The organism is Chryseobacterium daecheongense, assembly GCA_027920525.1.
Taxonomy (GTDB): Bacteria; Bacteroidota; Bacteroidia; order Flavobacteriales; family Weeksellaceae; genus Chryseobacterium; species Chryseobacterium proteolyticum.
Map to the genome: position 1 here is coordinate 2973970 of CP115858.1, position 23666 is coordinate 2997635.

General features: G+C 36.8%; 21 protein-coding genes, 6 tRNA genes and 1 pseudogene. 6 read left to right on the top strand and 22 right to left on the bottom strand.

The features are described 5' to 3' along the window. Positions 1-26 precede the first annotated feature (26 nt). The 7 genes from chrA to PFY10_13130 form a co-directional block, all read right to left on the bottom strand. A complete protein-coding gene (gene chrA, locus PFY10_13100; protein WBV55174.1) occupies positions 27-1151 on the bottom strand; it encodes a chromate efflux transporter in 1125 nt (374 codons plus the stop codon). 230 nt (positions 1152-1381) lie between these two features. Next, positions 1382-1465 (bottom strand) — tRNA-Leu (locus PFY10_13105). A 6-nt stretch (positions 1466-1471) separates the two neighbouring features. Beyond that, positions 1472-1547, bottom strand: a tRNA-Gly gene (locus PFY10_13110). A gap of 8 nt (positions 1548-1555) precedes the next feature. Continuing rightward, positions 1556-1637 (bottom strand) — tRNA-Leu (locus PFY10_13115). A 113-nt stretch (positions 1638-1750) separates the two neighbouring features. Beyond that, a tRNA-Leu gene (locus tag PFY10_13120) sits at positions 1751-1834 on the bottom strand. A 6-nt stretch (positions 1835-1840) separates the two neighbouring features. Next, a tRNA-Gly gene (locus PFY10_13125) sits at positions 1841-1916 on the bottom strand. Positions 1917-1924: 8 nt separating this feature from the next. Then, a tRNA-Leu gene (locus tag PFY10_13130) sits at positions 1925-2006 on the bottom strand. Positions 2007-2185: 179 nt separating this feature from the next. Between PFY10_13130 and PFY10_13135 the strand changes: the two genes are divergently transcribed. The 3 genes from PFY10_13135 to PFY10_13145 are packed head-to-tail and all read left to right on the top strand — an operon-like array spanning position 2186 to position 4148. After that, positions 2186-2563 carry a DUF3127 domain-containing protein gene (locus tag PFY10_13135; protein ID WBV55175.1) on the top strand — a complete coding sequence of 126 codons (378 nt, stop codon included), beginning with the start codon at positions 2186-2188 and terminating at the stop codon, positions 2561-2563. Between the two features lie 60 nt (positions 2564-2623). After that, complete coding sequence (aat, locus tag PFY10_13140; protein WBV55176.1) at positions 2624-3280, top strand: leucyl/phenylalanyl-tRNA--protein transferase; 657 nt, start codon at positions 2624-2626, stop codon at positions 3278-3280. Continuing rightward, on the top strand, positions 3264-4148 hold the full coding sequence (locus tag PFY10_13145) for a DMT family transporter (protein WBV55177.1): 885 nt from the start codon (positions 3264-3266) through the stop codon (positions 4146-4148). Before aat ends, PFY10_13145 begins: the two co-directional genes overlap by 17 nt. 48 nt (positions 4149-4196) lie before the next feature. On the opposite strand, the gene PFY10_13150 is transcribed toward PFY10_13145, so the two are convergent. From PFY10_13150 to PFY10_13185, 8 genes are all read right to left on the bottom strand, one after another. Continuing rightward, complete coding sequence (locus PFY10_13150; GenBank protein ID WBV58942.1) at positions 4197-5576, bottom strand: tetratricopeptide repeat protein; 1380 nt, start codon at positions 5574-5576, stop codon at positions 4197-4199. Positions 5577-5785: 209 nt separating this feature from the next. Beyond that, positions 5786-6757, bottom strand: coding sequence for a zinc-binding alcohol dehydrogenase family protein (locus PFY10_13155; protein ID WBV55178.1), 972 nt, complete (start codon positions 6755-6757; stop codon positions 5786-5788). A 74-nt stretch (positions 6758-6831) separates the two neighbouring features. Next, complete coding sequence (locus PFY10_13160) at positions 6832-7407, bottom strand: Crp/Fnr family transcriptional regulator (protein ID WBV55179.1); 576 nt, start codon at positions 7405-7407, stop codon at positions 6832-6834. A 50-nt stretch (positions 7408-7457) separates the two neighbouring features. Further along, entirely contained in the window at positions 7458-8840 is a 1383-nt protein-coding gene (glmM, locus tag PFY10_13165) for a phosphoglucosamine mutase (GenBank protein ID WBV55180.1), read from the bottom strand. A gap of 89 nt (positions 8841-8929) precedes the next feature. Beyond that, a complete protein-coding gene (locus PFY10_13170) occupies positions 8930-9082 on the bottom strand; it encodes a hypothetical protein (protein ID WBV55181.1) in 153 nt (50 codons plus the stop codon). Beyond that, positions 9082-11115, bottom strand: coding sequence for a ferrous iron transport protein B (gene feoB / locus PFY10_13175; GenBank protein WBV55182.1), 2034 nt, complete (start codon positions 11113-11115; stop codon positions 9082-9084). The genes PFY10_13170 and feoB overlap by 1 nt, the downstream gene beginning before the upstream one ends. Beyond that, complete coding sequence (locus tag PFY10_13180) at positions 11115-11321, bottom strand: FeoA family protein (protein ID WBV58943.1); 207 nt, start codon at positions 11319-11321, stop codon at positions 11115-11117. Before PFY10_13180 ends, feoB begins: the two co-directional genes overlap by 1 nt. Before the next feature lie 183 nt (positions 11322-11504). Next, a complete protein-coding gene (locus tag PFY10_13185) occupies positions 11505-12410 on the bottom strand; it encodes a GLPGLI family protein (GenBank protein ID WBV55183.1) in 906 nt (301 codons plus the stop codon). Between the two features lie 239 nt (positions 12411-12649). On the opposite strand from PFY10_13185, the gene PFY10_13190 reads away from it, so the two are divergent. Next, on the top strand, positions 12650-13144 hold the full coding sequence (locus tag PFY10_13190) for a damage-inducible protein DinB (protein WBV55184.1): 495 nt from the start codon (positions 12650-12652) through the stop codon (positions 13142-13144). A gap of 61 nt (positions 13145-13205) precedes the next feature. Here the strand turns inward: PFY10_13190 and PFY10_13195 are convergent, their stop codons facing one another. Continuing rightward, positions 13206-15908 carry a carboxypeptidase regulatory-like domain-containing protein gene (locus PFY10_13195; protein WBV55185.1) on the bottom strand — a complete coding sequence of 901 codons (2703 nt, stop codon included), beginning with the start codon at positions 15906-15908 and terminating at the stop codon, positions 13206-13208. A gap of 276 nt (positions 15909-16184) precedes the next feature. Here PFY10_13195 and PFY10_13200 point away from each other — a divergent pair, with 276 nt between their 5' ends. Both PFY10_13200 and PFY10_13205 read left to right on the top strand, forming a co-directional pair. After that, entirely contained in the window at positions 16185-17066 is an 882-nt protein-coding gene (locus PFY10_13200) for a cupin-like domain-containing protein (GenBank protein ID WBV55186.1), read from the top strand. 279 nt (positions 17067-17345) lie between these two features. Beyond that, positions 17346-18227 (top strand): cupin-like domain-containing protein, encoded by an 882-nt coding sequence (locus tag PFY10_13205; protein ID WBV55187.1) that lies wholly within the window; start codon positions 17346-17348, stop codon positions 18225-18227. Between the two features lie 33 nt (positions 18228-18260). Here PFY10_13205 and PFY10_13210 read toward each other — a convergent pair whose 3' ends face one another. The 6 genes and pseudogenes from PFY10_13210 to PFY10_13235 form a co-directional block, all read right to left on the bottom strand. Beyond that, positions 18261-19985: a hypothetical protein gene (locus PFY10_13210; protein ID WBV55188.1), complete on the bottom strand. Its 1725-nt coding sequence runs from the start codon at positions 19983-19985 to the stop codon at positions 18261-18263. Between the two features lie 128 nt (positions 19986-20113). Continuing rightward, positions 20114-20845 carry a metallophosphoesterase family protein gene (locus PFY10_13215; GenBank protein WBV55189.1) on the bottom strand — a complete coding sequence of 244 codons (732 nt, stop codon included), beginning with the start codon at positions 20843-20845 and terminating at the stop codon, positions 20114-20116. 2 nt (positions 20846-20847) lie between these two features. Beyond that, positions 20848-21390 (bottom strand): RNA 2'-phosphotransferase, encoded by a 543-nt coding sequence (locus tag PFY10_13220; GenBank protein ID WBV55190.1) that lies wholly within the window; start codon positions 21388-21390, stop codon positions 20848-20850. 108 nt (positions 21391-21498) lie between these two features. After that, positions 21499-22443: pseudogene (locus tag PFY10_13225) on the bottom strand (ADP-ribosylglycohydrolase family protein). Continuing rightward, positions 22443-23129, bottom strand: a complete 687-nt coding sequence (locus PFY10_13230) for an NAD-dependent deacylase (GenBank protein WBV55191.1) — start codon at positions 23127-23129, stop codon at positions 22443-22445. Before PFY10_13230 ends, PFY10_13225 begins: the two are co-directional and overlap by 1 nt. Then, positions 23126-23647: an O-acetyl-ADP-ribose deacetylase gene (locus PFY10_13235; protein ID WBV55192.1), complete on the bottom strand. Its 522-nt coding sequence runs from the start codon at positions 23645-23647 to the stop codon at positions 23126-23128. The genes PFY10_13230 and PFY10_13235 overlap by 4 nt, the downstream gene beginning before the upstream one ends. Positions 23648-23666 lie beyond the last annotated feature (19 nt).

Here is a 23666-nt window from a genome sequence, read left to right on the forward strand (position 1 = left end):
TATTTTTACTAAAATTGGGGAATATCTTACATCTTTTGTAAAATATATCCTAAAAAAGCTCCCAGCATAACAATCCATGCACTGTTTATTTTTTTGAAAGTAAACATCAAAATAATGCATAATACAGCAATAATTATTGTTTTCCAATCTGCAATACTATCTTTTGCCATTTCATAACATATATTTATAATAATAGCTATTGACGCAATATTGACTGCATCTAAGAAAGATGAGAATATTTTTGATCCCCTCATCATCCTTACGATTGGATTAAGTAATGCTACAAAAATAAATGAAGGAAAAAAGATACCCAACGTAGCAACCAAAGCTCCTGACCAGTTATTTATTTGATAACCAATAAAAGTAACCGATGAAAAGACGGGTCCTGGTGTAAATTGTCCAACAGCTATAGCATCTAATAGTTCTTGTCTTGTTAATAAACCTCTTCCCACCAATTCTGTATCAAGAAAAGCAAACAGGACATATCCGCTTCCGTAAAGAATAGCTCCTACTTTAAGGAAAATTAGAAATAATTTAATATTACTTTGTGACAGAGAGCTAAAATCTGGAATCTGCAGTAAAGTTATTGGAATAAGTGAGTTGGCCGTATTTTTCTGTCTTATGATTGCAAATAGCATTGCGATTATACCTGCTCCGAATAATAGAAAGAGTTCATTGATTCCTAAGAAAGAAAGCATCAGCACGCTAATACCAATAATCCATAGTGGGATGGTTTTTAAAGATTTTTTTGCGAGGGGAAAAACAGCCGATAATATTACAGATATGATAGCAGGTTTTATTCCATATATAAAGGGCTGAACTTGTGGAAGCTGCCCATATTCTTTATATAACCATGCAAAACATAAAGTAATGATAACAGCAGGACATATAAAACATAATCCAGCTACAATCAGTCCTTTCCAACCGGCCCTTTCCTGCCCGATATGAATTGCCATTTCTGTACTATTGGGACCTGGGATAAGGTTAGTTGCTCCGATCAGATCAAGAAAATGCTCCTCAGACATCCATTTCCGTTTTGTTACTACTTCCTGCTGCATCATGGCAATATGAGCGGCAGGACCTCCAAATGCTGTAACTCCCAGTTTCAGGAAAACACCGGCAACTTCTTTCAGATTATTGTCTTTCCCCACAATTTTTTATGTATTTGTCTATCAAAAAAACTATACTCCCATAATAGATTCACTCTTGTTTGGAGTGATCCAATTTAAGCTTCACACTGAGATATGAAATTACTTATTTCTTTTCTCTTTCTAAATTTTAATTATAAAATATGTATAACCTCAGGTATAATAAATAAGAAGTAGCAATGAGGTATGTTCTAAAAATAAAAACCCCTCCGCAACAAAGTTACGGAGGGTTGTACCCCAGACGGGACTTGAACCCGTACGTCCTTGCGGACACAGGATTTTAAGTCCTGCGTGTCTACCAGTTCCACCACCAGGGCGTGGAATGGAGCGAAAAACGGGATTCGAACCCGCGACCCCAACCTTGGCAAGGTTGTGCTCTACCAGCTGAGCTATTTTCGCAAACGTTGTGCGGATGAAGGGACTCGAACCCCCACGCCTCACGGCACCAGATCCTAAGTCTGGCGTGGCTACCAATTACACCACATCCGCTGGTTCTGCTGATCTGTAACTACAGATATCCTCAGCATTATTCTTACAAATATAATAAATACAACTTAAAAAAAACAAAAAAAATCCTCCGCAACAAAGTTACAGAGGATTAGTACCCCAGGCGGGACTTGAACCCGCACGCCAAAAGAGGCACAGGATTTTAAGTCCTGCGTGTCTACCAGTTCCACCACCAGGGCATGGAGTGGAGCGAAAAACGGGATTCGAACCCGCGACCCCAACCTTGGCAAGGTTGTGCTCTACCAGCTGAGCTATTTTCGCAAACGTTGTGCGGATGAAGGGACTCGAACCCCCACGCCTCACGGCACCAGATCCTAAGTCTGGCGTGGCTACCAATTACACCACATCCGCATTGTTTGGTTAAGTTGTATTTTAAAAGAACTTCTTTCGTTTTTGTGAGTGCAAATATAGGGCAATTTTCTACAATCACAAGGCTTTTTTCAAAAAAAATTAAAATTTCTGCATTTTTTTTTCCTGACCCCTTTTATTACATTTCATTTTCTTACTTTTACATCGTTAATATATACGATATGGAATTACAAGGAACGGTAAAGAAACTTTTTGATGCTCAGACATTTGCAAGCGGATTTCAAAAGAGAGAAATGGTTATTTTAACTCAGGAGCAGTATCCACAGCCGATAAACATAGAATTTTTGTCTGACAAGATCAGTTTATTAGACAACCTTAAAGAAGGAGAAAATGTAAAGGTAGGAATCAACATCAGAGGAAGAGAATGGACATCTCCTCAGGGTGAAACCAAATACTTCAACTCTATCACAGGATGGAGAGTAGAAAAAGTTTTTGATAACGGATCAGAACCTACTCAGGCAGCTCCTTCACAATCCGGATCTCCGGTTTCAAATGAAAATCCATTTGCGGGAGACGAAGATGATGATTTACCTTTTTAATTAGATACAACGATTAAAAATATAGATCCTGCTTTTTAAGTGGGATTTTTTTTCCTCAACATGGTTCGATTAGACGAAAACGAGATTTCATTTCCTGATCCGGAACTTTATGACGGGCACGAAGGGGTTATAGCTTTCGGAGGGGATTTATCGGTAGAAAGAATTTGGTTTGCCTATCAGCTGGGCATTTTTCCCTGGTTCAATCCGGGGGAGGAAATTCTTTGGTGGAGTCCTGATCCCCGTTTTGTTTTGTTCCCTGATGAACTAAAGGTTTCGAAATCGATGCGTAAGATACTCAATCGCGAAGTTTTCACCTTTACTGAGAATAAAGACTTCCGGGGAGTCATCAGAAACTGCCAGCAGATAAACCGAGTCGACCAGGCCGGAACCTGGCTTTCCGATGAACTTATGGAATCATTTATCACACTTCATGACTATGGGTTGGCAAGAAGCATAGAAGTTTGGAAAGATGGTGAACTGGTAGGTGGCTTTTACGGCCTCCAGATCGGTAACGTCTTTTGTGGTGAAAGTATGTTTGCCAAAGTAAGCAATGCTTCCAAAGCAGGTTTTATCCATTTTGTGGAAACTTATAAAGACCAGCTTGATCTTATTGACTGTCAGTCCCATACAGAACATCTGGAAAGCCTCGGCGCAAGGATGATCCCCAAAAAACAATTCTTACACTACTTACACAAAAATAATGAAAGCACACAATGAAAAATGGATTCTCTTACTGCTGCTCAGTCTCATTTGGGGATCTTCTTTTATCTTAATTAAAAAATCTTTAGAACATTTTAATCCTTTTCAGGTAGGTGCATTAAGGGTCCTTATAGCAGGGATCATATTATTACCTATCGCAATTTCGAAGTATAAACTATTTCCTAAAAAACACATCAAGTGGCTTATTTTGGCAGCGATCACGGGGAATTTTATCCCGATGTTCCTCTTTCCTATTGCAGAAACAGAAGTAAGCAGCAGTATTGCAGGGATTATCAATTCTATGATGCCCATTTGCGTGATTATCGTAGGCGCACTGGTATGGAAATTTGAAACCACAAAACATCAGATTATAGGAGTTTGTATTAGTTTTGCGGGAGTATGCATCCTCGCTTTCGGAGGAGGAGACGGAGCGAAATTTAAAATGATTCCGATTGCTTTGTTATTGCTGGCTACATTATGCTATGCGATAAGTACGACCACTGTAAAATCGAAGCTTATGGAATTGTCTTCTGTTATTTTATCCTCATTTATATTCTCTTTTATACTCTTTTTTCCTTCGATCATTGCTTTAGCATTAACAGGATTTTTCTCGGAGTTTAGTTTTTCAAAAGACAATATGACGGGATTGCTTTTTGTAAGCTTATTGTCGATTTTTGGAACAGGACTGGCCATGACCATGAATTACAGGCTCCTGAAAGTATCGTCTCCGCTCTTTGCATCAACCGTTACTTTACTGATGCCTATTGTTGCCATTATCTGGGGCATTCTGGATGGCGAAAAATTAACTTTCCTCCAGTTTGTAGGCGCAGCGATCATTATAGGAGGTTTGATCTTTTTAAGGACAAAACCTGCCGTAAAAAAATAAATCCTGCATTACTGCAGGATTTTTTATTTAAGAACCATTATTGATTCGTTAATTCTTTTTCTTCACTTTGGCTTTAGCCTTTTTTACACCATCTTTAATGAAAGGATATTTCTTCTGCATATCCTGAACAAGAGTCGGGTCCAGATCTAATGCCTTCTGAAGGGTTTCAATTCCTTTTTCCTGATCTCTAAGGTTGAAATAGCAGTTGCTTAGCTGATAATACAATTCTGCCCTGTTATGATTTTCTATAGCTTTGTATAAAATCGTAACGGCTTCTTCGTATTCACCCAAAAGCATTAACACTTCTGAGTAGGCATACCAGTTGTAAAACCTTGACGGTTCTGAAGCTACAAGCTTTTTCAAACAGGAAAGGCTTTCTTCAAATTTTCCAGCATCAATAAATAAAAATGCAAGCCTTTTTTGATAATCAAGGTTGCTGTCATTCAGATGAGTTGCCTCTTTTGCAAAATGAAGCGCTTCAGCCATTCCCCCCATTTCCTCATACAAATAAGACTGCTCCATCATAGACAGATAGAACTGAGGATCTTCCCTCAATGATTTCTGAAAAGAGTTCAATGCGATGATCGGCTGCTTCATTGCTTTATAGCATAATCCGATTTTATAGTAAGTAAACGCTTTGGTATATTCCAACTCCAGCATTTCCTCATATACTTCAATGGCTTTTTTATATTGCCCTAATGCTTCGTAACAAGCTGCTTTATTCGCATATACTCCTACAGAAGATGAATTGATCGCTAAAAGATAATCAAACCCTTTAATCGCTTCTTCATAATTCTTTCTGTTGAAATAGAACTGTCCGTATTCATACCATGCGGTTTCAGAATAAGAAAATTCATCTAAATATTCATTCAAAAAGGCAATAGCCTCCTCGCTCTTTTTTAAATCATTAAAGCAGATCATACAGTTTTCCAACGCATATTCATCCGTTGGGTCTTCTTTCAATGCTTTTCTGTAATGTTTAAGAGCGTTGAAAGGATCTCCTAAGTTCACATATTCATCCGCAATAAAGTTGTGAAGAAAGTTTTCTTCTTCCTTCAGTTCTAATGCTTTTTTACAAATTTCAATGGATTTTCTAGGATTTCCCAAATTCGAATAATACTTGGCGTAGCAAACTAAAAAGTCCGTGTGCTCCATAGATGAAGCCTTTAACTCGTCTATTAGCTCTTTTGCCGTATTATAATCTTCCCACTCCAAAAGAACTTCAAGCTTTTTGATCTTGATGTCCAATGAATTAGGATGAAGCTTTAGGCCATAGTTAACAGCATTATCCGCATAGTTAAAATCGCCCAGCTCCAGATAATAAACAATAATGTCTTCCAGTTCTTCTGTATCGAAGTAGAATTCATCATTATTTTCAATCATTTCTTCGAACTTTTTTACCAGTTCATTTCCAAAATATTCTTCCAATATACTGTTTCCTCCGTCAGCCAACGCCCGAATTTACTTGCGAACCTCGGCAAACTTATTTAATTAATATACTACTTCTGAGATTGTTAATTCAAAATTACTGCAAATTTGCGACTTTTTTTTGAATTATGTTTTCGTAATTTTCTATCCTAAAGATAGTAAAAAGAAGAATATAATGAAAGAAATGTGGATAAAAAGAGGGATTCACATTAAATTAACACGACTAACCTTTTTCTGTTAGGAATTTCATTTTGCCATACCGATTCAATATCTTCTAAATCAATAACTTCAGTTTCCATTTTTATTTTTCCTTCTGCTGCAGCCTGGAACATTTGAGGGATAATTTCCGTAAGCAACAACTTAAACTCTTCAGGAGTCCAACTTCCCAATCCGGAACCGGAAATCTGAAGATCAGTTCCTCTGAGTATCTGTGACGACAGCTGAATAGTGTCTCCGCTCATTCCTCCAACGGACACCAATCTTGTTTTGTGGGAAAAATTTCCATCTCCTTTTATGGAGGACAGAAGAAGCTCAATAGAATGACCCCAGATGTAATCCAGTACTACATCAATAGGAGTCTGGCTATGAATTTCCTTTATTTTCTGCGTAAACTCCCCATCATTCATTTTCAAGGAAATAACCTCATCGGCACCCAACTCCCGAAGCGCCTGCAATGCTTCTTCATTTCTACCCGTGGCAATTACTTTTTTAGCTCCGTATAATTTTGCGATCTGTACAGCAATCATTCCGGTTACCCCTGTTGCTCCATTGATCAGGACCGTTTCTCCTGTTTTTAATTGTGTTTTAAACCTTAATCCCATTGCTGAGCCCATAATCGCATTAGGTAATGCTGATGCTGTAGCGAAATCCAATCCATCAGGAATGGGAACAGTCATATGTTTATCAGCTATTGCTTTTTCTGCAACCGTTCCTCTTTTACTGAAAAAATATACTCTTTTTCCGTTTTCCAATATTCCGGCCCCGTCACTTCCTATAATTTTAGGCTGATGTTCCTCATTTTCCGTAGAATAGTGTTTTCCGCTTGCTCTGGCCCTGTCCAAATGTTTTATGGATGCTGCTTTTACATAGACGAGTTGCTCATTGTCCTTCGTAACTTGAGGATCCTGAAAATCTGCATATTGAGGAGTTGCTCCTTTTTCAAATACTACTGCTGCTTTCATTCTTTTTAATTTTTATACAAAATTATGATGAAGGAAACCCCTGCTGCAATAACATTTGTTATCAGTTTACTTCGTTAGCCTCCTTTGAGGATTTTGGCCTTTATTCTGCTCAGGTGGACGGTCGTAATTCCGAGGTAAGAAGCGATATAATGCTGGGGAACTCTTTTAATAATTTCAGGTTTCTCCTTTGCAAGATCAAGGTAACGTTGCTGAGGACTGTCTTTTATAAATGAAAAGAAATGCTTCATATAATCAAATGTTCTCTCAAAGACTGAATCCATAAAGCGATCCCTCAGCTCAGGATCATTATATATTTCTGCTAAAATCCGGTCAACGGTGGGCTTATCTATTTTCCATAAAATGCAAGGTTCTATGGTCTCAAAGGAAACCATGCTCGGCAGACCTTTTCTGAAGCTTTCCAAAGAAGAAAACATGGTATTCTCCGTAAAAAACTGAAAAGTAACATCCTTTCCGTCATTGTTATACCAGGCTCTTGCCAATCCCTTTTCAATATAATAGGCATGCAAGGACACCTCATTCTCTTTTAAAAGAATGGTCTTTGCCGGTACTTCAATGCGTTTGAATTCCCTGATAAATCGGACACATTTTGTTTTCGGAAACGGAAACTTTGCTTTTAGATGCTCAAACATATTTAAATATAAAAAAAGAACGGAACATAAAGTTCCGTTCTTTCATCTTTTTAAATCAGGCTATTTATTTTCGCTATAATCTGGTCTGCCAGCTGATCTGCCTCTTCCTGGGATTTGGCCTCAGTATAGACTCTGATAATAGGTTCCGTATTCGATTTACGAAGGTGAACCCAGTTGTTTTCAAAATCTATTTTCACTCCATCTATGGTAGAAACTTCTTCGTTCTGATATTCTTTTTCCATTTTGGCTAAAATATCATCTACGTTGATTTCAGGGGTAAGTTCAATTTTCTTTTTCCCCATAAAATAGCTTGGATATCCTGCTCTCAGCTCTGAAACGGTTTTATTTTCTTTTGCCAGATAAGTAAGGAAAAGGGCAACGCCTACCAAAGAGTCTCTTCCGTAGTGAAGATCAGGATAAATAATTCCTCCGTTTCCTTCTCCTCCGATAACCGCATTTTTCTCTTTCATCAGGGTAACAACATTTACCTCTCCTACCGCACTTGCGAAATATTCAGAATTATGATTCCGGGCGATATCCCTCAATGCACGGCTCGAAGAAAGATTGGATATGGCAACTCCGTTTTTATGTTTTAATAAATAATCCGCCACTGCAACCAATGTATACTCTTCCCCAAACATCTCTCCCTTTTCATCGATCAGGGCCAGCCTATCAACATCAGGATCCACTACCACTCCGAAATCTGCTTTTTCTTTTTTTACCAGTTCGCAGATGTCTCCCAAGTGTTCTTTCAGAGGCTCCGGGTTGTGCGGAAAATGTCCGTTAGGCTCACAATACAGTTTTATGGTTTCACATCCAAGTTTATCCAGCAACATCGGAATCGCTATTCCACCTGTAGAATTCACAGCGTCTAAAACAACTTTGAATTTTTTGGCTTTAATGGCTTCAACATCTACCATGGGAAGATCAAGGATCTGCTGGATATGAATATCAAAGGCATCGTCCCTTGTTTCATATTTCCCTAAATCGTCTACTTCCGCAAAGTTGAAATCTTCACTTTCAGCGATTGCCAGCATCTCTGCTCCGTTCTCACCACTGATGAATTCTCCTTTTTCATTCAACAATTTAAGGGCGTTCCATTGTTTTGGATTATGGGAAGCGGTAAGGATAATTCCTCCGTCCGCCTTCAGTTCCGGAACCATAATTTCCACGGTAGGTGTTGTGGAAAGTCCGAGATCAATAACATTGATCCCCAGTCCCTGTAATGTAGCTGTTACCAGAGAGGAAACCATTCCACCGGAAATCCTTGCATCCCTTCCTATAACAAGCGTTAAGTTTTTTTTGTTTTTATTGTTCTGAAGCCAGGTCCCGAAAGCGGAAGCAAACTTTACCACATCAAGTGGAGTTAAGTTATCATTTACTTTTCCTCCGATCGTTCCCCGGATTCCTGAAATACTTTTAATTAATGACATTGTAGGTCTTTTGTAAGTTTAAATTCTATTTATATTCTGCGTAAGGCTGAGCAAAATTAGAAATTATTTACATTATTTGTGTGACAAATTTATGAACAACCGCAATCTTTATCACAACCTCCTCCTTTAGAGCTGAATTTTTTAGGTGCAAAATTCTTTCTGATCACTCTGAAAAGAGAGTAACAGGCGAATCCTACAATGAGTAGTACGATAATGTATTGAAAAATTAATGAAGAGTTCATTATTTTAGAATTTGATAAATAAACATAGACACAAAATATGCCAAACCAGTCATCATAACAACCTGAAAGCCTGTCCATTTAAGGCTTTTTGTTTCTCTGTAGACTACTGCAAGTGTGGAAACACACTGCATTGCAAATGCATAAAATAAAAGGATAGATATTCCTGTTGCAAAATTAAACACTTTTTCACCGTTTGGTTTCACATCGTGTCTCATTTTGTCAATTACTTTTACTTCAGGAGCATCATCACTCAGGCTGTATAAGGTAGACATTGTACCTACAAAAACTTCTCTAGCTACAAAACTGGTAATGATTCCTACTCCCATTTTCCAATCATAACCCAAAGGAGCAATGGCCGGCTCTATAGCCTTACCCATTTTTGCAAGGTAGGAGTGATCCAGCTTAACATCTGTCGCAACCATTTGATTGGTCTTCTGTGCCGGTCCGAAATAACTTAAGAACCAGATGATAATGCTTACAATAAAGATTATCTTTCCTGCTCCCGTTATAAAGTCCCAAACCTTTCCTAAAACCATTTTGAAATCATATCCGAACAATGGTTTTTTATAAGTAGGTAAATCCATTACAAGGTATGTTTTACCTTTATCTTTAATAAATCTTTTTAAGATGGCTGCTGAAAATAAAGCGACAAGAAATCCTAGCAGATACATTCCCATTAATACCAGAGCTTTATACTTTATTCCTAAAAAGCTTTTGTCTGAAATAACCAAGCCGATAATGATGCTATATACAGGAAGTCTTGCAGAACAGGTCATGAAAGGAGTTACTAAAATGGTCAGGAGTCTTTCCTTAACGTTTTCGATATTACGTGTGGAAATCACAGCAGGGATCGCACAAGCTGTTCCGGAAACCAATGGGACAATACTTTTCCCGTTGAGTCCAAATGGCCTTAAAAATCTATCCATCAGGAAGATTACCCTTGCCATATATCCTGAATCTTCTAACAGATATAAGAAGTATAACAAAATTCCGATTTGAGGAGCAAATACCATAATCCCTCCTAATCCCGGGATAATTCCATTAGAAACAAGTGAATTTACCGGTCCTTCAGGAAGATGCTCGCCGGTGAATGCGGACAGCCATGAGAAGAAACTTTCAATCCAGTTCATCGGATACTCCGCAAGGAAGAATACGCTTTGGAATATAATAAGTAAGATTAGCATGAAAATCACATATCCCCAGAACTTATGCACCAAAACTTTATCCAGCTTTTCGGTAAGCAGTTCTTTGAACTGTGGTTTTTTAGTGATTACATTCGCTAATATCTTATCAACATTCTGGTACCTTCTTACTGTCTCCTGAACCTGTAGTCTCTTCGGAACCAGACTTTTCGCATCCGGACTATTGAGAATATCATGAACAGATTCTATTTTGCTGAGTTCTACTCCCGATGATATACTCATCCAGGCTTCATAATCACTACCCAAGCCCTTATGAGCTACAATTTTTGCTATAAAATCCTTATGTTCATTTGGTACTTCAAAAGAAGTTTTTTCTGTTTTTTTAAAATCATTATTAAAAACAGCTTCCCGTATCTGATCTATTCCAATTTGCTCTTTAGCATTGGTTTGGATAATTTTAATATTTAAAGCATTTGAGAACTGCTGGATATCGATATCAATCCCGCGTCTTTGAGCCTGGTCGATCTGGTTAACTACCAAAATAAGAGGAATACCCAGATCCTGGATCTGTTGAAACAAAAGAAGACCCCTTTTTAAACTTAAGGCCTCAAGGATATAAACAACTCCGGCATAGTTTTGCTGCTCATCGATCAGAAATTTTGAAAAAATAGCTTCATCTTCAGAGCTCGGATATATACTGTAAGAACCCGGTAAATCCACCACTTCCACTTCCTCATCCTTGTAGCTGTAATGTCCGGAATAGCTTGCTACGGTAACACCGGCATAATTCCCGGTCTTCTGTTTTTTATTACAGAGTGTATTGAAAACTGTGGATTTTCCTACATTCGGATTTCCAACTAAAAGTACCTTTTTTTTCTTATTTTCCTGCATTAATCCCATTCTTGTACAATTATATAATCCCCTTCTTCTTCTCTGAGAGCTATACGGCTTTTTTCATCTCCAAATTCCACATACATGGGACCACTAAATGGAGCCTGATACAAAATCCTGAAAACGGTTTCCGGTAAAAGACCCATTTCTATAATTTTGTTTGGCATCTTTAGATGATCATTATCATAACCCAATATCTTCCCCATTTTGTTCTTAGGGAATCCGCTTAATTTATGTAAATCCTTCTCTTTCAAAGCCTGCTTTTTGTACATGCAAATGTACGCTATTTAAATTTAATCTAAATAACCTTAGTCTTAAAAAAAATAAACCCAAATGCTGTAAAAACATTTGGGTTCATTTGATAAAATATAATTTAGTTAATTGAATGTCTATTTTTTCTTTTTGTCAGTTATTTCAACCTTCTCAATCGGGTTATCATTGGCATTAAAGAAATCTTTGTATTGTTTTTCCTGTTTCTTCAACATATCACCTACAGTTCCATCCATTCCCGGTATGGTCTTGGAAAGCATGTCCTGTGTCATCATCGGTCTCAGAGTAGCAAAAGGATCTTTTTTGAAATCGTTATACGTTTTTTCGAATTTTTCTCTGGTCAGTTCGTTTACCTTTCCTCCTTTCGCCTGCATCAGGTTTTCTACGTATGAATATTCTGTGTAATCTTTCACCTTCTTATTTCCCTGAAGCACCCACGAATAATCTTTTGCATCGTCCTCTATCTTGACAATCAGACCCGGAAGACCAGAAAACTTGTAAGGACCGTCAGGAAAAGGCAGATCCGTACTGAACCATGCTGTCCATTTTCTTCCTCCGAATTCTGTGGTTGCTTTTTGTGTATTATAAGCTCCTATTTTTTGTTTGTCGGTAAGAATATTCCAGTTGAATTTCGGCTCCTCGTTATATCCTATATTACTTGGAGTAAATCCACTGGCAATTTTATCAACATACTGCACTTTCATGCTTGGATAAAATTTATAAACCCTGGCAGAAATTTTAGGCTGTCTGATTGTTTTTGAAAGGTCTTTCATCACACCTGCCTTCTGCATTGCTTCTATTTCCACCTTCAGGATCGAATCCTGTGCGATAATGGTATAATCCTGATAAATCGATCTGTTTTTATCTGTAATATCCAATATCGTAATAACCTTGTCTATTTTAGTAGAATCTTTTTTAGGTTTAAAAGTAAGTTCGTAAAAGAAACGGTTTGCAGTTTCTTTAGACTCCTGAGCATTGGCAAAAGCAAAGAGAGCAATTAAGAATACTGAAAGCAACTTTTTCATTGTAATAATGTTTACTTATTAGTTGCTATTGTATCAAAAATGTTACAACTTTTTTCTCTTTATTTATAAGTTCTTTATGGTAAGCCCCGGAAATATGGCTCCGCCAGGTTAATAGCTATATAAAAAATTATTTTCAGTGGCATCTTCTTTTTTCATATTCATTTTTAAAGATTATTATGTCGTCAAAACCTTGATAGCTATAAAAGTTTTAACTTTAAATACCTAAAAACAAAATTAATATGGACACATTAGCTCAATTAAAATCCGAACTTGATAGTGAGTATCAAACCACCAGAAAATTTTTTGACCTCTATCCCGATGACAAAAATGAGTATGCTCCTCACGAAAAAAGCATGAAAATGAAATCGCTTGCCAACCATCTTGCTGATGTTTTTGAGTGGCCCAACACCATGCTGAAAACATCTGAACTGGATTTTGGAACCGCACAACATCCAACCACGTCTGCTACGAAAGAAGATTTATTAAAAAAACTGGATGAGAACTATAAATCGGGTATCGACGCATTGGAAAATGCAAAAGAAGATGACCTGAATTCTACCTGGGCTTTAAAACATAATGGGCATGAATTGGCAAAATGGACCAAGTATGCATCAATCCGCCACAGTTTAAATCAAATTACCCACCACAGAGCTCAGCTGGGAGTATACTACAGGCTCAATGATATTCCTTTGCCGGGAAGTTACGGTCCGTCTGCAGACGTACAAAGCTTTTAAAATATAGTTTAAATGAAAAAGCCAATCCCAAGGGATTGGCTTTTTCTGTTTATGTAGTTTATTATTTGAAGTTAAATTTCACGGTAAACATTACCTGACTTGGACGAAGCTGATATCTCGTATAGGTAATATTGGTCGTATTAATATCATAGGTTTCGAATACCTTTTTATTCGCAATATTCATCCACTTCAGTTCGAAATCTATTTTCTTCTTAGCCCAGGTAAACTGATAGGACACATCGTAGAATCCGTTATGGTACTTCTGTTCAGCTGCATTTGTGTTCACCTGATCCCAATTGAACCCGACTGTATGGTTTTCTATAGGATAGAAGAAAAGTCCAAGATTATGGGTGAAACCTGTTCTGGTAGCGTTAGAGCTAACCTTTCCAACACTGGTCTGTTTTGTTCGGGAAATACTTGCGTTATAATCTATACTCATCCAGCTGAAATAAGTATTATTGAATTTAATTCCGTACGACTGGCTGTTATTCTTGTTGGTATAGGAATCATTATTTAAAAACAGGTCTGATTTCACAGTGTTGTTACTATAGCTAAGGGAGGCATTGGTTTTAAACTTTGGAAAATACTTTCCAACTTCTGCACTGTATCCATTATTCAATACATGATTATCCTGTTCTTTGTAATTCATTATTGTATATCCCGCACCATTGATTGTAGGATTGGAAATCAGGTTTCTTTTCGCATCGGAATACCTGTAGTTAACATTAAAGAATAAATTATTCAGCGGGTTTCTGTATTCAATTCTTGTTCCTGCTGATTTATTGTTGTTCTGAGGAATTGGATTTTTTGGATCCATTGCATTAATTCCACTTGGAGAAGTCATCAAGAATCCTGAATATGCTGTATTAATTTCTCCAAAATTATTATTGATATTCGCGTTTACCGACGCTTTCCAGAATGAAGCAAATGTATATTGAGCAAAAACACTTGGCTCAAATGTAACTTTATTAACCGTTTTAGAAACATTTCTGAACGGGTCCTCCGCTTTAATATTATTAGAATTGACCGGGAAGTTGGCATAAAGCATCCAGGAATCATTTTTATAATTAACCCCTAAACTTCCGTAAGGAGTTGCTGTGGAATATCTCAGGTCATTGCTGTATGCGGTAGGGAGTGTCGGTAGATCATTCGGATTCGTGGATGGAATTGTTTCAATGTTATACAGGTCTGAAACCAGATCCGTTGTTTTGAAATTAAATCCTACTTCAGGAGTAAAGGTCCATCCCTTTGTAGAAAATCCAATATTTGCAGAATGATTTGCCTCAAAAGTTTTAAGCCTTAGGTTTTGGGTAACAAAATCAGAATTCGGTAACACTTTAAATCCAGGGATATCCAGATATGATGTTGGAGAAACTTCCAATGTTTGCCTGTCTGTCTGATAGCTTACATAGGATAAAAGGTTCACCATTTTTTCCTTCCATGGTATAATCGTACTTAAGGAGTTTTGAAATGATGTCGTAGGAGATTCAAGGCTTTCCCCTGCATTTCTTTGTTTTCCGGAAGCAAGGTCGGTTCTGTCTACCAGTCCTCTGTCTGCATTCCAGTATTGAGAAAAGCTCGTTGTATTCTTGAAGAATCCTTTTTTTGCATTTTTTGTAAAAATCAATTCTCCTTTAGCTTTATCCGTATAAAAATTATTAAGAATATTAGTTGTATTGGAGCTTCCATCGAAATAATCTTTCCTGTTGTAAGCCTCTCTTTCTACTGCATTATTTGTATAGTTGGCATTGGCCTTAAGTTCCCATTCTTTCTTTTTATCGATATTGGTTAAATAATTAGCGGATAAATAGTGGACATTATTTAATAAGTATCTTTTTACCGGAAGGCTGGGAGCGTCTGCATTTTCTACATTGAGCCAGTCATTTTGTGAGGCATTAATCCTCTTTCCTTCGAACCTGTTTCCAAAAGCCAATATATTTCCTTCATTTTCAACCTGCTCTCCCATATTATTGGTTTTATAATTAACTACCCATTGGCTTTTCTGTCCAAAGAACATAGGGGTCAGTTTCACATTCCAGAGCCAAGGTTCTCCAAATCCTGTTCCTACTTCTCCTCTACCAGTCATGGTAACGGAATTCTTTAATTTAATATTGATTGCCGCCTGGTCGGAAGGTACTTTATCCTGAAGGATTTTTACAGGCTGGTGATTTTCAAGTACTTCAACTTTCTGTACAGCATCCTTTGGTAAAGAATTATTAATCGTTCCGTATCCTCCTTCCATCAGGTCTTTCCCATTAACGTAGAATTTATTGATCGCATTCCCCTGATAAAGTATCGTTCCGTCCGTATTAACCTCAATACCAGGAATCTTTTTCATCACATCAGCCAGCGTCCTGTCACTCTTACTGTCAAAAGCTTTAAGATCATACGCAATGGTATCCCCTCTCGCCGTAATCATCTTGGTTTTCAGTTGAACTTCCTTGATCTCGGTAGCCTCAGACTGCATTTTAAAACTTAGCGTCTGATCACTGTTGCTTATCTGTTTAGTTAATGGTTTTTGGTTAAATGCCTTTACTTTCAAATCAACATTAGACTCTGCTGTAGTAAAAGTTACTTTATATTCCCCTTTTGAATTGGTAATTCCATAAGCTAAGATCGCATCTTTACCCGGTTCTTCCACCGTTACACTTGCGCTTGGAATAGGAACACCATCTTCATCTGTGATTTTTCCTGTAACCGTCTTTTGTGCATAAGTAAGCACAGAAAGAAAAATCATCAGAAATAAAGTAATATTCTTTTTCATAATTCTAGTTATTTGCTTAATTAGTTATTATTCGATGTTTTTTGTTACACATCTATAGAGATGCATTTCAGGCAAATAAGTTAAAACACTGTTTTTCACTATGTTTTTAGTGATAATTTTTTTTGGTTTTTTTTGTTTGTGTATTTTAGGGATATAAGTTTTGCTTCATTTTATTTTGACTAAATAAAATAAATGATTAAAGCCATAGGTTAAATAAATCTTAATTTACTTAATATCAATATTTATTTAATAGTTTTGTAACATAAAATTTATAAAATGGGAATTGTCTTAAAGCCTATTGACATTGTAGATGACATTACTAAGGAAGAATTCTACGAAAAATACCTAAGGCCGAGAAGGCCTGTTGTCATCAAAAATATGGCAAAAAAATGGCCTGCATATCAAAAATGGACAATGGACCACATCAAAGAGACAGTAGGAGACGTAGAAGTTCCATTATATGACAGTTCCAAAGCTGATCCCTCAGCACCGATCAATACCCCTACTACAAAAATGAAGTTTGGCGATTATATAGACCTGATCCAAAGAGAACCTACCGATCTTCGTATTTTTTTCTTTGATCCTATTAAATATGCCAATAAGCTGCTAGATGATTATATTTCTCCAAAAGATTTAATGGGCGGCTTCCTGGATAAATATCCTTCCATGTTTTTCGGAGGAACTGGGTCCGTTACTTTTCTGCATTACGATATAGACCTTCCCCATATTTTTCATACCCACTTCAACGGGAGAAAGCACGTTATTCTTTTTGAAAATAAATGGAAAGAAAGATTATATAAGATCCCTTATACCACCTATGCATTGGAGGATTATGACATTTCAAATCCTGATTTTACCAAATTTCCCGCACTGAATGGGATCGAAGGTATTGAATGCTTTCTGGAACATGGGGATACCTTGTTTATGCCTACAGGATGGTGGCACTGGATGAAATATCTGGACGGAAGTTTCTCTCTTTCCTTAAGAGCATGGGATAAATCCTGGGCTGTAAAGGCCCACTCTATCTGGAATCTTACGGTACAACGTAAATTCGATGATATCATGAAGGTCAATTTCAAGAAGAAATATATGGACTGGAAGGAAAAAATAGCCATAAAAAGAGCGGAAATAGCCTTACGCAGAGGCCTGCCTAAGTAAATATTCTTATTTTACAAAATTCTTAATCATAGGTTTTGATCCAATCGGAACCCATAATTTTTTGTTGGATACTAAGACTATTTGTATTGAATTTTAAATTTTGTGGAGTCCTTTAGTTATTACGCATGATAAATAAAATACTATTGCATTACACTTCTTTTTATTATTTTTATCTGGTCTAAATATTTATGATAGTGATTTGAATCATAGATTAAAAAAAACTTAAACACAATATTATATTTATTTAATTTAATAATTTTGTAACATAAAATTTACAGAATGGGAATTATTTTAAAGCCTATAGATGTTGTAGACGATATCAGTAAAGAAGATTTCTACGAAAAATATCTAAAGCCGAGAAGGCCCGTTGTCATCAAAAACATGGCAAAAAAATGGCCTGCATATCAAAAATGGACAATGGATTATATGAAGGAAACGGTAGGTGATGTAGAAGTCCCCTTATATGACAGCTCAAAGGCTGACCCGTCTGCTCCCATCAATGCATCTGCAGCCAAAATGAAATTTGGAGATTATATCGATTTGATTCAGAAAGAGCCTACAGATCTTAGAATCTTCCTTTTTGATCCGATCAAATTTGCTCCAAAACTTCTTGAAGATTATATTTCTCCCAAAGAATTAATGGGAGGGTTCCTTGATAAATATCCGAATATGTTCTTTGGAGGAAAAGGGTCCGTTACTTTCCTTCATTTTGATATCGATATGGCGCATATCTTCCATACGCACTTCAACGGCAGAAAACATATCATGCTCTTTGATTACAAATGGAAAGAAAGACTTTATCAGATTCCTTATGCTACGTATGCTCTGGAAGATTACGATATTGAGAATCCTGATTTCACTAAATTCCCGGCGCTTGACGGAGTGGAAGGTATTGAATGCTTCCTTGAACATGGAGACACCTTGTTTATGCCTACAGGATGGTGGCACTGGATGAAGTATCTGGACGGAAGTTTCTCTATTTCCTTAAGGGCTTGGGATAAATCCTGGGCAGTAAAGGCACACTCTTTATGGAATCTTACGGTACAGCGTAAATTTGATGATATCATGAAGTCCAATTTCAAAAAAAGGTATATGGACTGGAAAGAGAAAAAAGCTGTTGAACGAGCCAACTATGCTTTAAAAAGAGGCTTACCAAAATAAAAAAAGGCGTTTCATCTGAAACGCCTTTACTTTTTACAAAACCCTATACACAGGATATTGTCTGAATGTCTTTTCTTCAAAATAAGGAGAATGTTTATAAACCCAGTCTAGCTGAGCAGCACCATCATCTGCAAATTTTTTATCTGATGATTTTTTATCGTCAAACTCCTTTTTCAGTTTAGGATCTTTTTTTAATAGTTCAGCCGCGGTATCTTCAAAGATATATGCTGAAAAATATTCCTTTTGTGCCAGAATACCATCAAAGAAATTCCAGTTAAAGAAGGAATCCAATGCTTCCGGCTCAAGGGTTTCAATAATGTATTTAACTCCCGGCTGCTGTGTAGAAACTATATAATCACCTTTCAGGAAATTCACTTTTTTATCGGATTTATCAACCGTTGTTTCATAATGAAGATAATGTCCTTCGTATGGATTTTTAACCGTTTTAAAATCATTGATCTTATAGGATTCCACCGCTATTGCACTGTCCTTTTGAATCGGTTTCATTTCTATTTTATTCCTTTTGAATTCTTCAATAACCCTGTACTGAGACTGCGGAATGACATAATATTTTGGAATTGTAATGTAACCCGTAGGAACAGCCGTCGTAAACAATTTTATATTTTTTGTAAAAGGACTTGTCCTGTCGTAATACAATCTTGGTTTTCCGGATACTTCACTGGGTTTATATTTTCCTTCATATCCTTTAAAATCCATCGTGGAAAATTTTGTAGAATCGATCTTCCAGCGGATACCATATTGTTTTCCTGGCTGATATTGCTTTAGGTTTTCAATACGATAGTCTTTGATCTTTTTATACTCTTTATCCAGATTCTGAAGGTTAACAAGCATATACTTATACGTTGCATCAACCCTTTTGTCGTAAGGTTTGAGCATATGCGTTTCCGGAACTGTGCCCAATGAGTTGAATAAAGAAGTATATCCCGTTGAGTATCGTGGTGAATCCTCAAAGGCTGCAAATCCGATTTCAGGGACATCCCCATGAATATTCACATAAGGAGTGCTCTCATATCCCATTTTTTTTAAATCCTGCAGATTCTTTGCCTGATAATCATTGTAAAAATAATTTCCCAGTACATTTCCCAGACGTTCTTTAAAAGTTGAAATATAAGTAAACGTATATTGGTAATCTGCCCCGTTGCTTACATGGTTATCGATAAAGACATCCGGTTTCAGCCACTGGTATATTTCCTGGAAACTTCTGGCATTTTTAGAATCGGCTTTAATAAAATCCCTATTCAGATCATAGTTCCTGGCATTTCCTCTGAATCCGTATTGTTCCGGACCGTTTTGATTCGCTCTTGAGTAAGACCCTCTGTTCAGCATTCCGCTTACGTTATATGCCGAAATAGCTGCTATGATAAAATTCTGTGGAGTCTTTATTTTTTTTGTGGCAAGATCCCGAATGAGCATCATGGTTGCATCAATTCCGTCCGGTTCTCCCGGATGGATTCCATTATTAACAAAAAGGATTGCTTTTTCTTTTCTCAGCTTTTCAATATCTTTTTCCGGAAACGGATTATAAATAACGAGATAGATTGGCTTTCCGTTATCATCTTCCCCTTTTTCAAGGTATTGAATTGTATTAAATTTTTTAGCCAGCTCCTGGTAATAGTTATTCATCTCATCATAGGTAACGGTCTGGTTGCCATTTCCTTTTTCAAAAGGCGTCTGGAAAGATTGCTGTGAAAAAAACAATGAAGAACTAAGTAATAATAGAACAAATTTAAGTTTCATGAAGATAAAATTTCAGATTATAAAATTACTGAAATTATTGATGAATCTTTTGGTTAATCACAAAGACCCGGGGTTTCTTTTTAAGACGTAATAAAGTATCTGATTATCATTGATTTCTCGATTAGCAGCTACCCATTCCTTCCTGTCTCATCAGGATATAAAGCAGGAAGAGGATCACTCTGCCAGAACTCTTTAGTGTCTGCATCCATAATGGACAATGATCCTGTATAAGCAGCCCCGGTATCCAGATTCCAGACATTGGCTTTGTGTAGAGGTTCTTTGCTTCCCAGGTCAATAGTAGGGGTATGCCCAATAAATATCTCGTTATACAAAAGCAGCCTTTTAGGATATAATTCAGAGTTCTTGCTCAGCTTTTTATCCATACAAACAGCCGTTTCCCAAAGCGTCCGATCCCATCGGTAATTACTGGAATAGACCTCTCTTTCCGGGCCGTGCATTGAAGAATATCCGGCATGAATAAATAAACGGTTCTGATCGTCTACATCATAGTTTTTCATATGCTGAAAAAACTCCAAATGTTGCTGTAATTCTATTTCGGAATAGGCATCATAACTTTCGATAGTCTTTCTCCCTCCATTATTGAGCCATACTTCAGGAGTTTCTCTGAAAGAAAGCCAGTCTTCACACCAGGCATCATGGTTTCCTTTAATAAAAATACAATCCTGCTTTTTTGAAAGTTCAATCAGAAAGGCAATAATCTGGGAAGATTCACTCCAGCCGTCTACATAATCTCCAAGAAAGATTAATTGATCATCACTTTTTACCTGAGCCCGGTCAAGAACCTGGATCAGCGCTTTAAAACCTCCATGAATATCACCTATTACTAACTTTCTCTTCATTTTTACTTTGAAATATATTTCGCGTCAACAAAATCCGTCAGCCAGACTCCATTGTCTGAAAGATAGAACTGAATTCCTTCTTCAGACATTTTGCCTGTCCGGATGGTCAAAATTACAGGTTTTCCGTGACGCATTCCTACTTTTGTAGCAGTATCTTTATCTGCACTCAGATGAACATGCTGCCTGCTTCTTTTTTCAATCCCTTTTTCCATAATGGATCTGATATTACTTTCTGCAGTTCCATGGTAGAGATATTCCGGAGGCTGCTGAGGAATCAATGCCAGATCTATATTAATAGAGTGTCCCTGGTTAGCTCGTATTTTCGTTTTATCTTCGTTAAAAGCAAACCTTTTTTTGTTATTTGTTTCTACGACCTCATCTAATTCCTTCATCGTAAAATGCACTCTTTTGCGGGCCGATTTTGTAATCAATTCTTCCACATCCGCCCAACCATTTTCATCTAAATGCAGATGAATTGTTTCTGGCTGATGACGGAGAATCAGGCTTAAAAATTTACTTATTCTTTTATTTTCTATTTCGTTCATGATTATGTTTTTTATTTAGCAATAATATTCTTCATGATCTGATCATACTTGAATTCCTGTTGTTTCAATTATACTTTAAAATATTCACTTATAATATTCATTGCTCTATTACTTACTAAAATATTTTGTCTCCAGCTTTTCACATAGTTTTTCAATATCTTCCTTCCTTACCAATTCTGAAATCCAGTCTTCAGGAATATTTTCAAAACCATAATAAATTCCAGCAATTCCTCCTGTTATAGCCCCTGTAGTATCGGTATCTTCACCTAAGTTAACCGCTTTCAATACCGCTTCAGAATAACTTTCTGAATTCATAAAACACCATAAAGAAGCTTCTAAACTGTGTAGAACATATCCTCCGCTTTTAATTTCATCTTCAGTATATTTCCAAATATCATTTTTTAAAAGCCTATCGAAAAGCTTAATTTCATTTGGATTAAAGCCTTTGATTTCTGCATATTTTAAACTTCTTTTTTGCATAAACTCATATGCTTCTTCTTTTCCTTTCCCTTTTATTAATTAGATAGCAAAAACAATATAGATAAAACAGGCAAATACTGAGCGAAAATGGCCATGGGTAATAGCAGAAACTTCTTTAATTGTTTTATAAAGCATGTCGATATCCTCTTGTTTTTCAAGATAAAAAGCTAATGGAAGAATTCTCATCAATGAACCATTTCCATTATCTTCCTCAAAGATATTTCCTGAAAATTTTGCGCTTTCGCCTTTTATCAGCCTTGCAATAGAATATCTTGTTGTTCCGCCAATATCAAAAAGTTTTCCATGAGCCGTCCAATGTCCATATTTATTCCACTTAACAAAACTATGTCCTATTTTCTCTAAATCATATCCTTTAGTAAGCTCCTCCGCCAGACAAAGTGTTAAAGAGCTATCATCACTCCAGGTCCCTTTAGGCTGATTCCAAGACATATATTCCAAATATCCTTTAACCGGTGATTTCTTTAAATCTTCTCTTTTCTTAAATTCAACAGGAACCCCTAACGCATCTCCAACACAAACGCCGAAAATTCCAGATTTTACCACATTCTCCATTATGCCATATTTACAAGCTTATCAAACAATAATTTCATTCCCTTTGTTGCACTTTCTTTCATCACTACAGCTCTTTTACCATATCCGAACTCCGTTTCATTGGGATTGATAACGATCAAAAGACAATCATCTTTAATTTCATGGATCAGACCTGCTGCCGGATATACCTGCAAGGAAGTTCCGATAACAATTAAAATATCTGCTTCTTTTACCTTTTCTCTTGCTACATTGTATAAAGGCACATCTTCTCCAAACCAAACGATAAATGGTCTTAACTGAGATCCGTCTTCGGCTTTATCACCCTCGTTAATATCATCTTTTTGCTCATAGATCAGGTCTTTGTTATGACTCGAACATGACTTAAACAGTTCTCCATGGATGTGGAGGATGTTGCTTGATCCTGCCCTTTCATGAAGATCATCTATATTCTGAGTAATGATTTGTACATCGAAATACTTCTCAAGCTCTGCTAACAGCCGGTGGGCATCATTAGGTTCTACTTCATGAAGCTGGCGGCGTCTCTGATTGTAAAACTCCAAAACCAATGCTCTGTCCCTCTTCCAGCCCTCAGGACTTGCCACATCTGTTACATTATGATTTTCCCAGAGACCATCTCCGTCTCTGAATGTCTTTATTCCGCTTTCGGCACTAATTCCTGCACCGCTTAATATGGTCAGTTTCTTCATTGTTTTTCTTTTAATAGTTTGTCATAAATTGCTTCGTTTTCATTATCGAAACAAACGAAAATAATTTTTTCAATCCTTTCTGTCCAAAAATTTTGAACTTCATTAATAGCAATTTTTGCTGCTAATTCTTTCGGGAAATGATAAATTCCGGTACTAATGTTCGGAAAAGCTATTGTTTTAGCATCAAGACTCTCTGCTAATAGTAAAGAATTCCTGTAACAATTAGCTAAAAGCACCGATTCTTTTGCTTCATCACCATTCCAGACCGGTCCCACGGTATGAATAACATAAGTTGCAGGAAGATTTCCTGCAGAAGTTACAACCGCCTCGCCCGTTTTACATTTTCCTTGTTTATTTCTTATATGAATACATTCTTCTAATATCTGCTTTCCACCTGCACGATGAATAGCCCCATCAACACCACCTCCTCCAAGTAAAGACGAATTTGCCGCATTTACAATAACATCAGCCTTTACTTTAGTGATATCGCCTTTTATTAATTCAATAAGTGGGCTCATCTAATTTTAATTTTTGTTT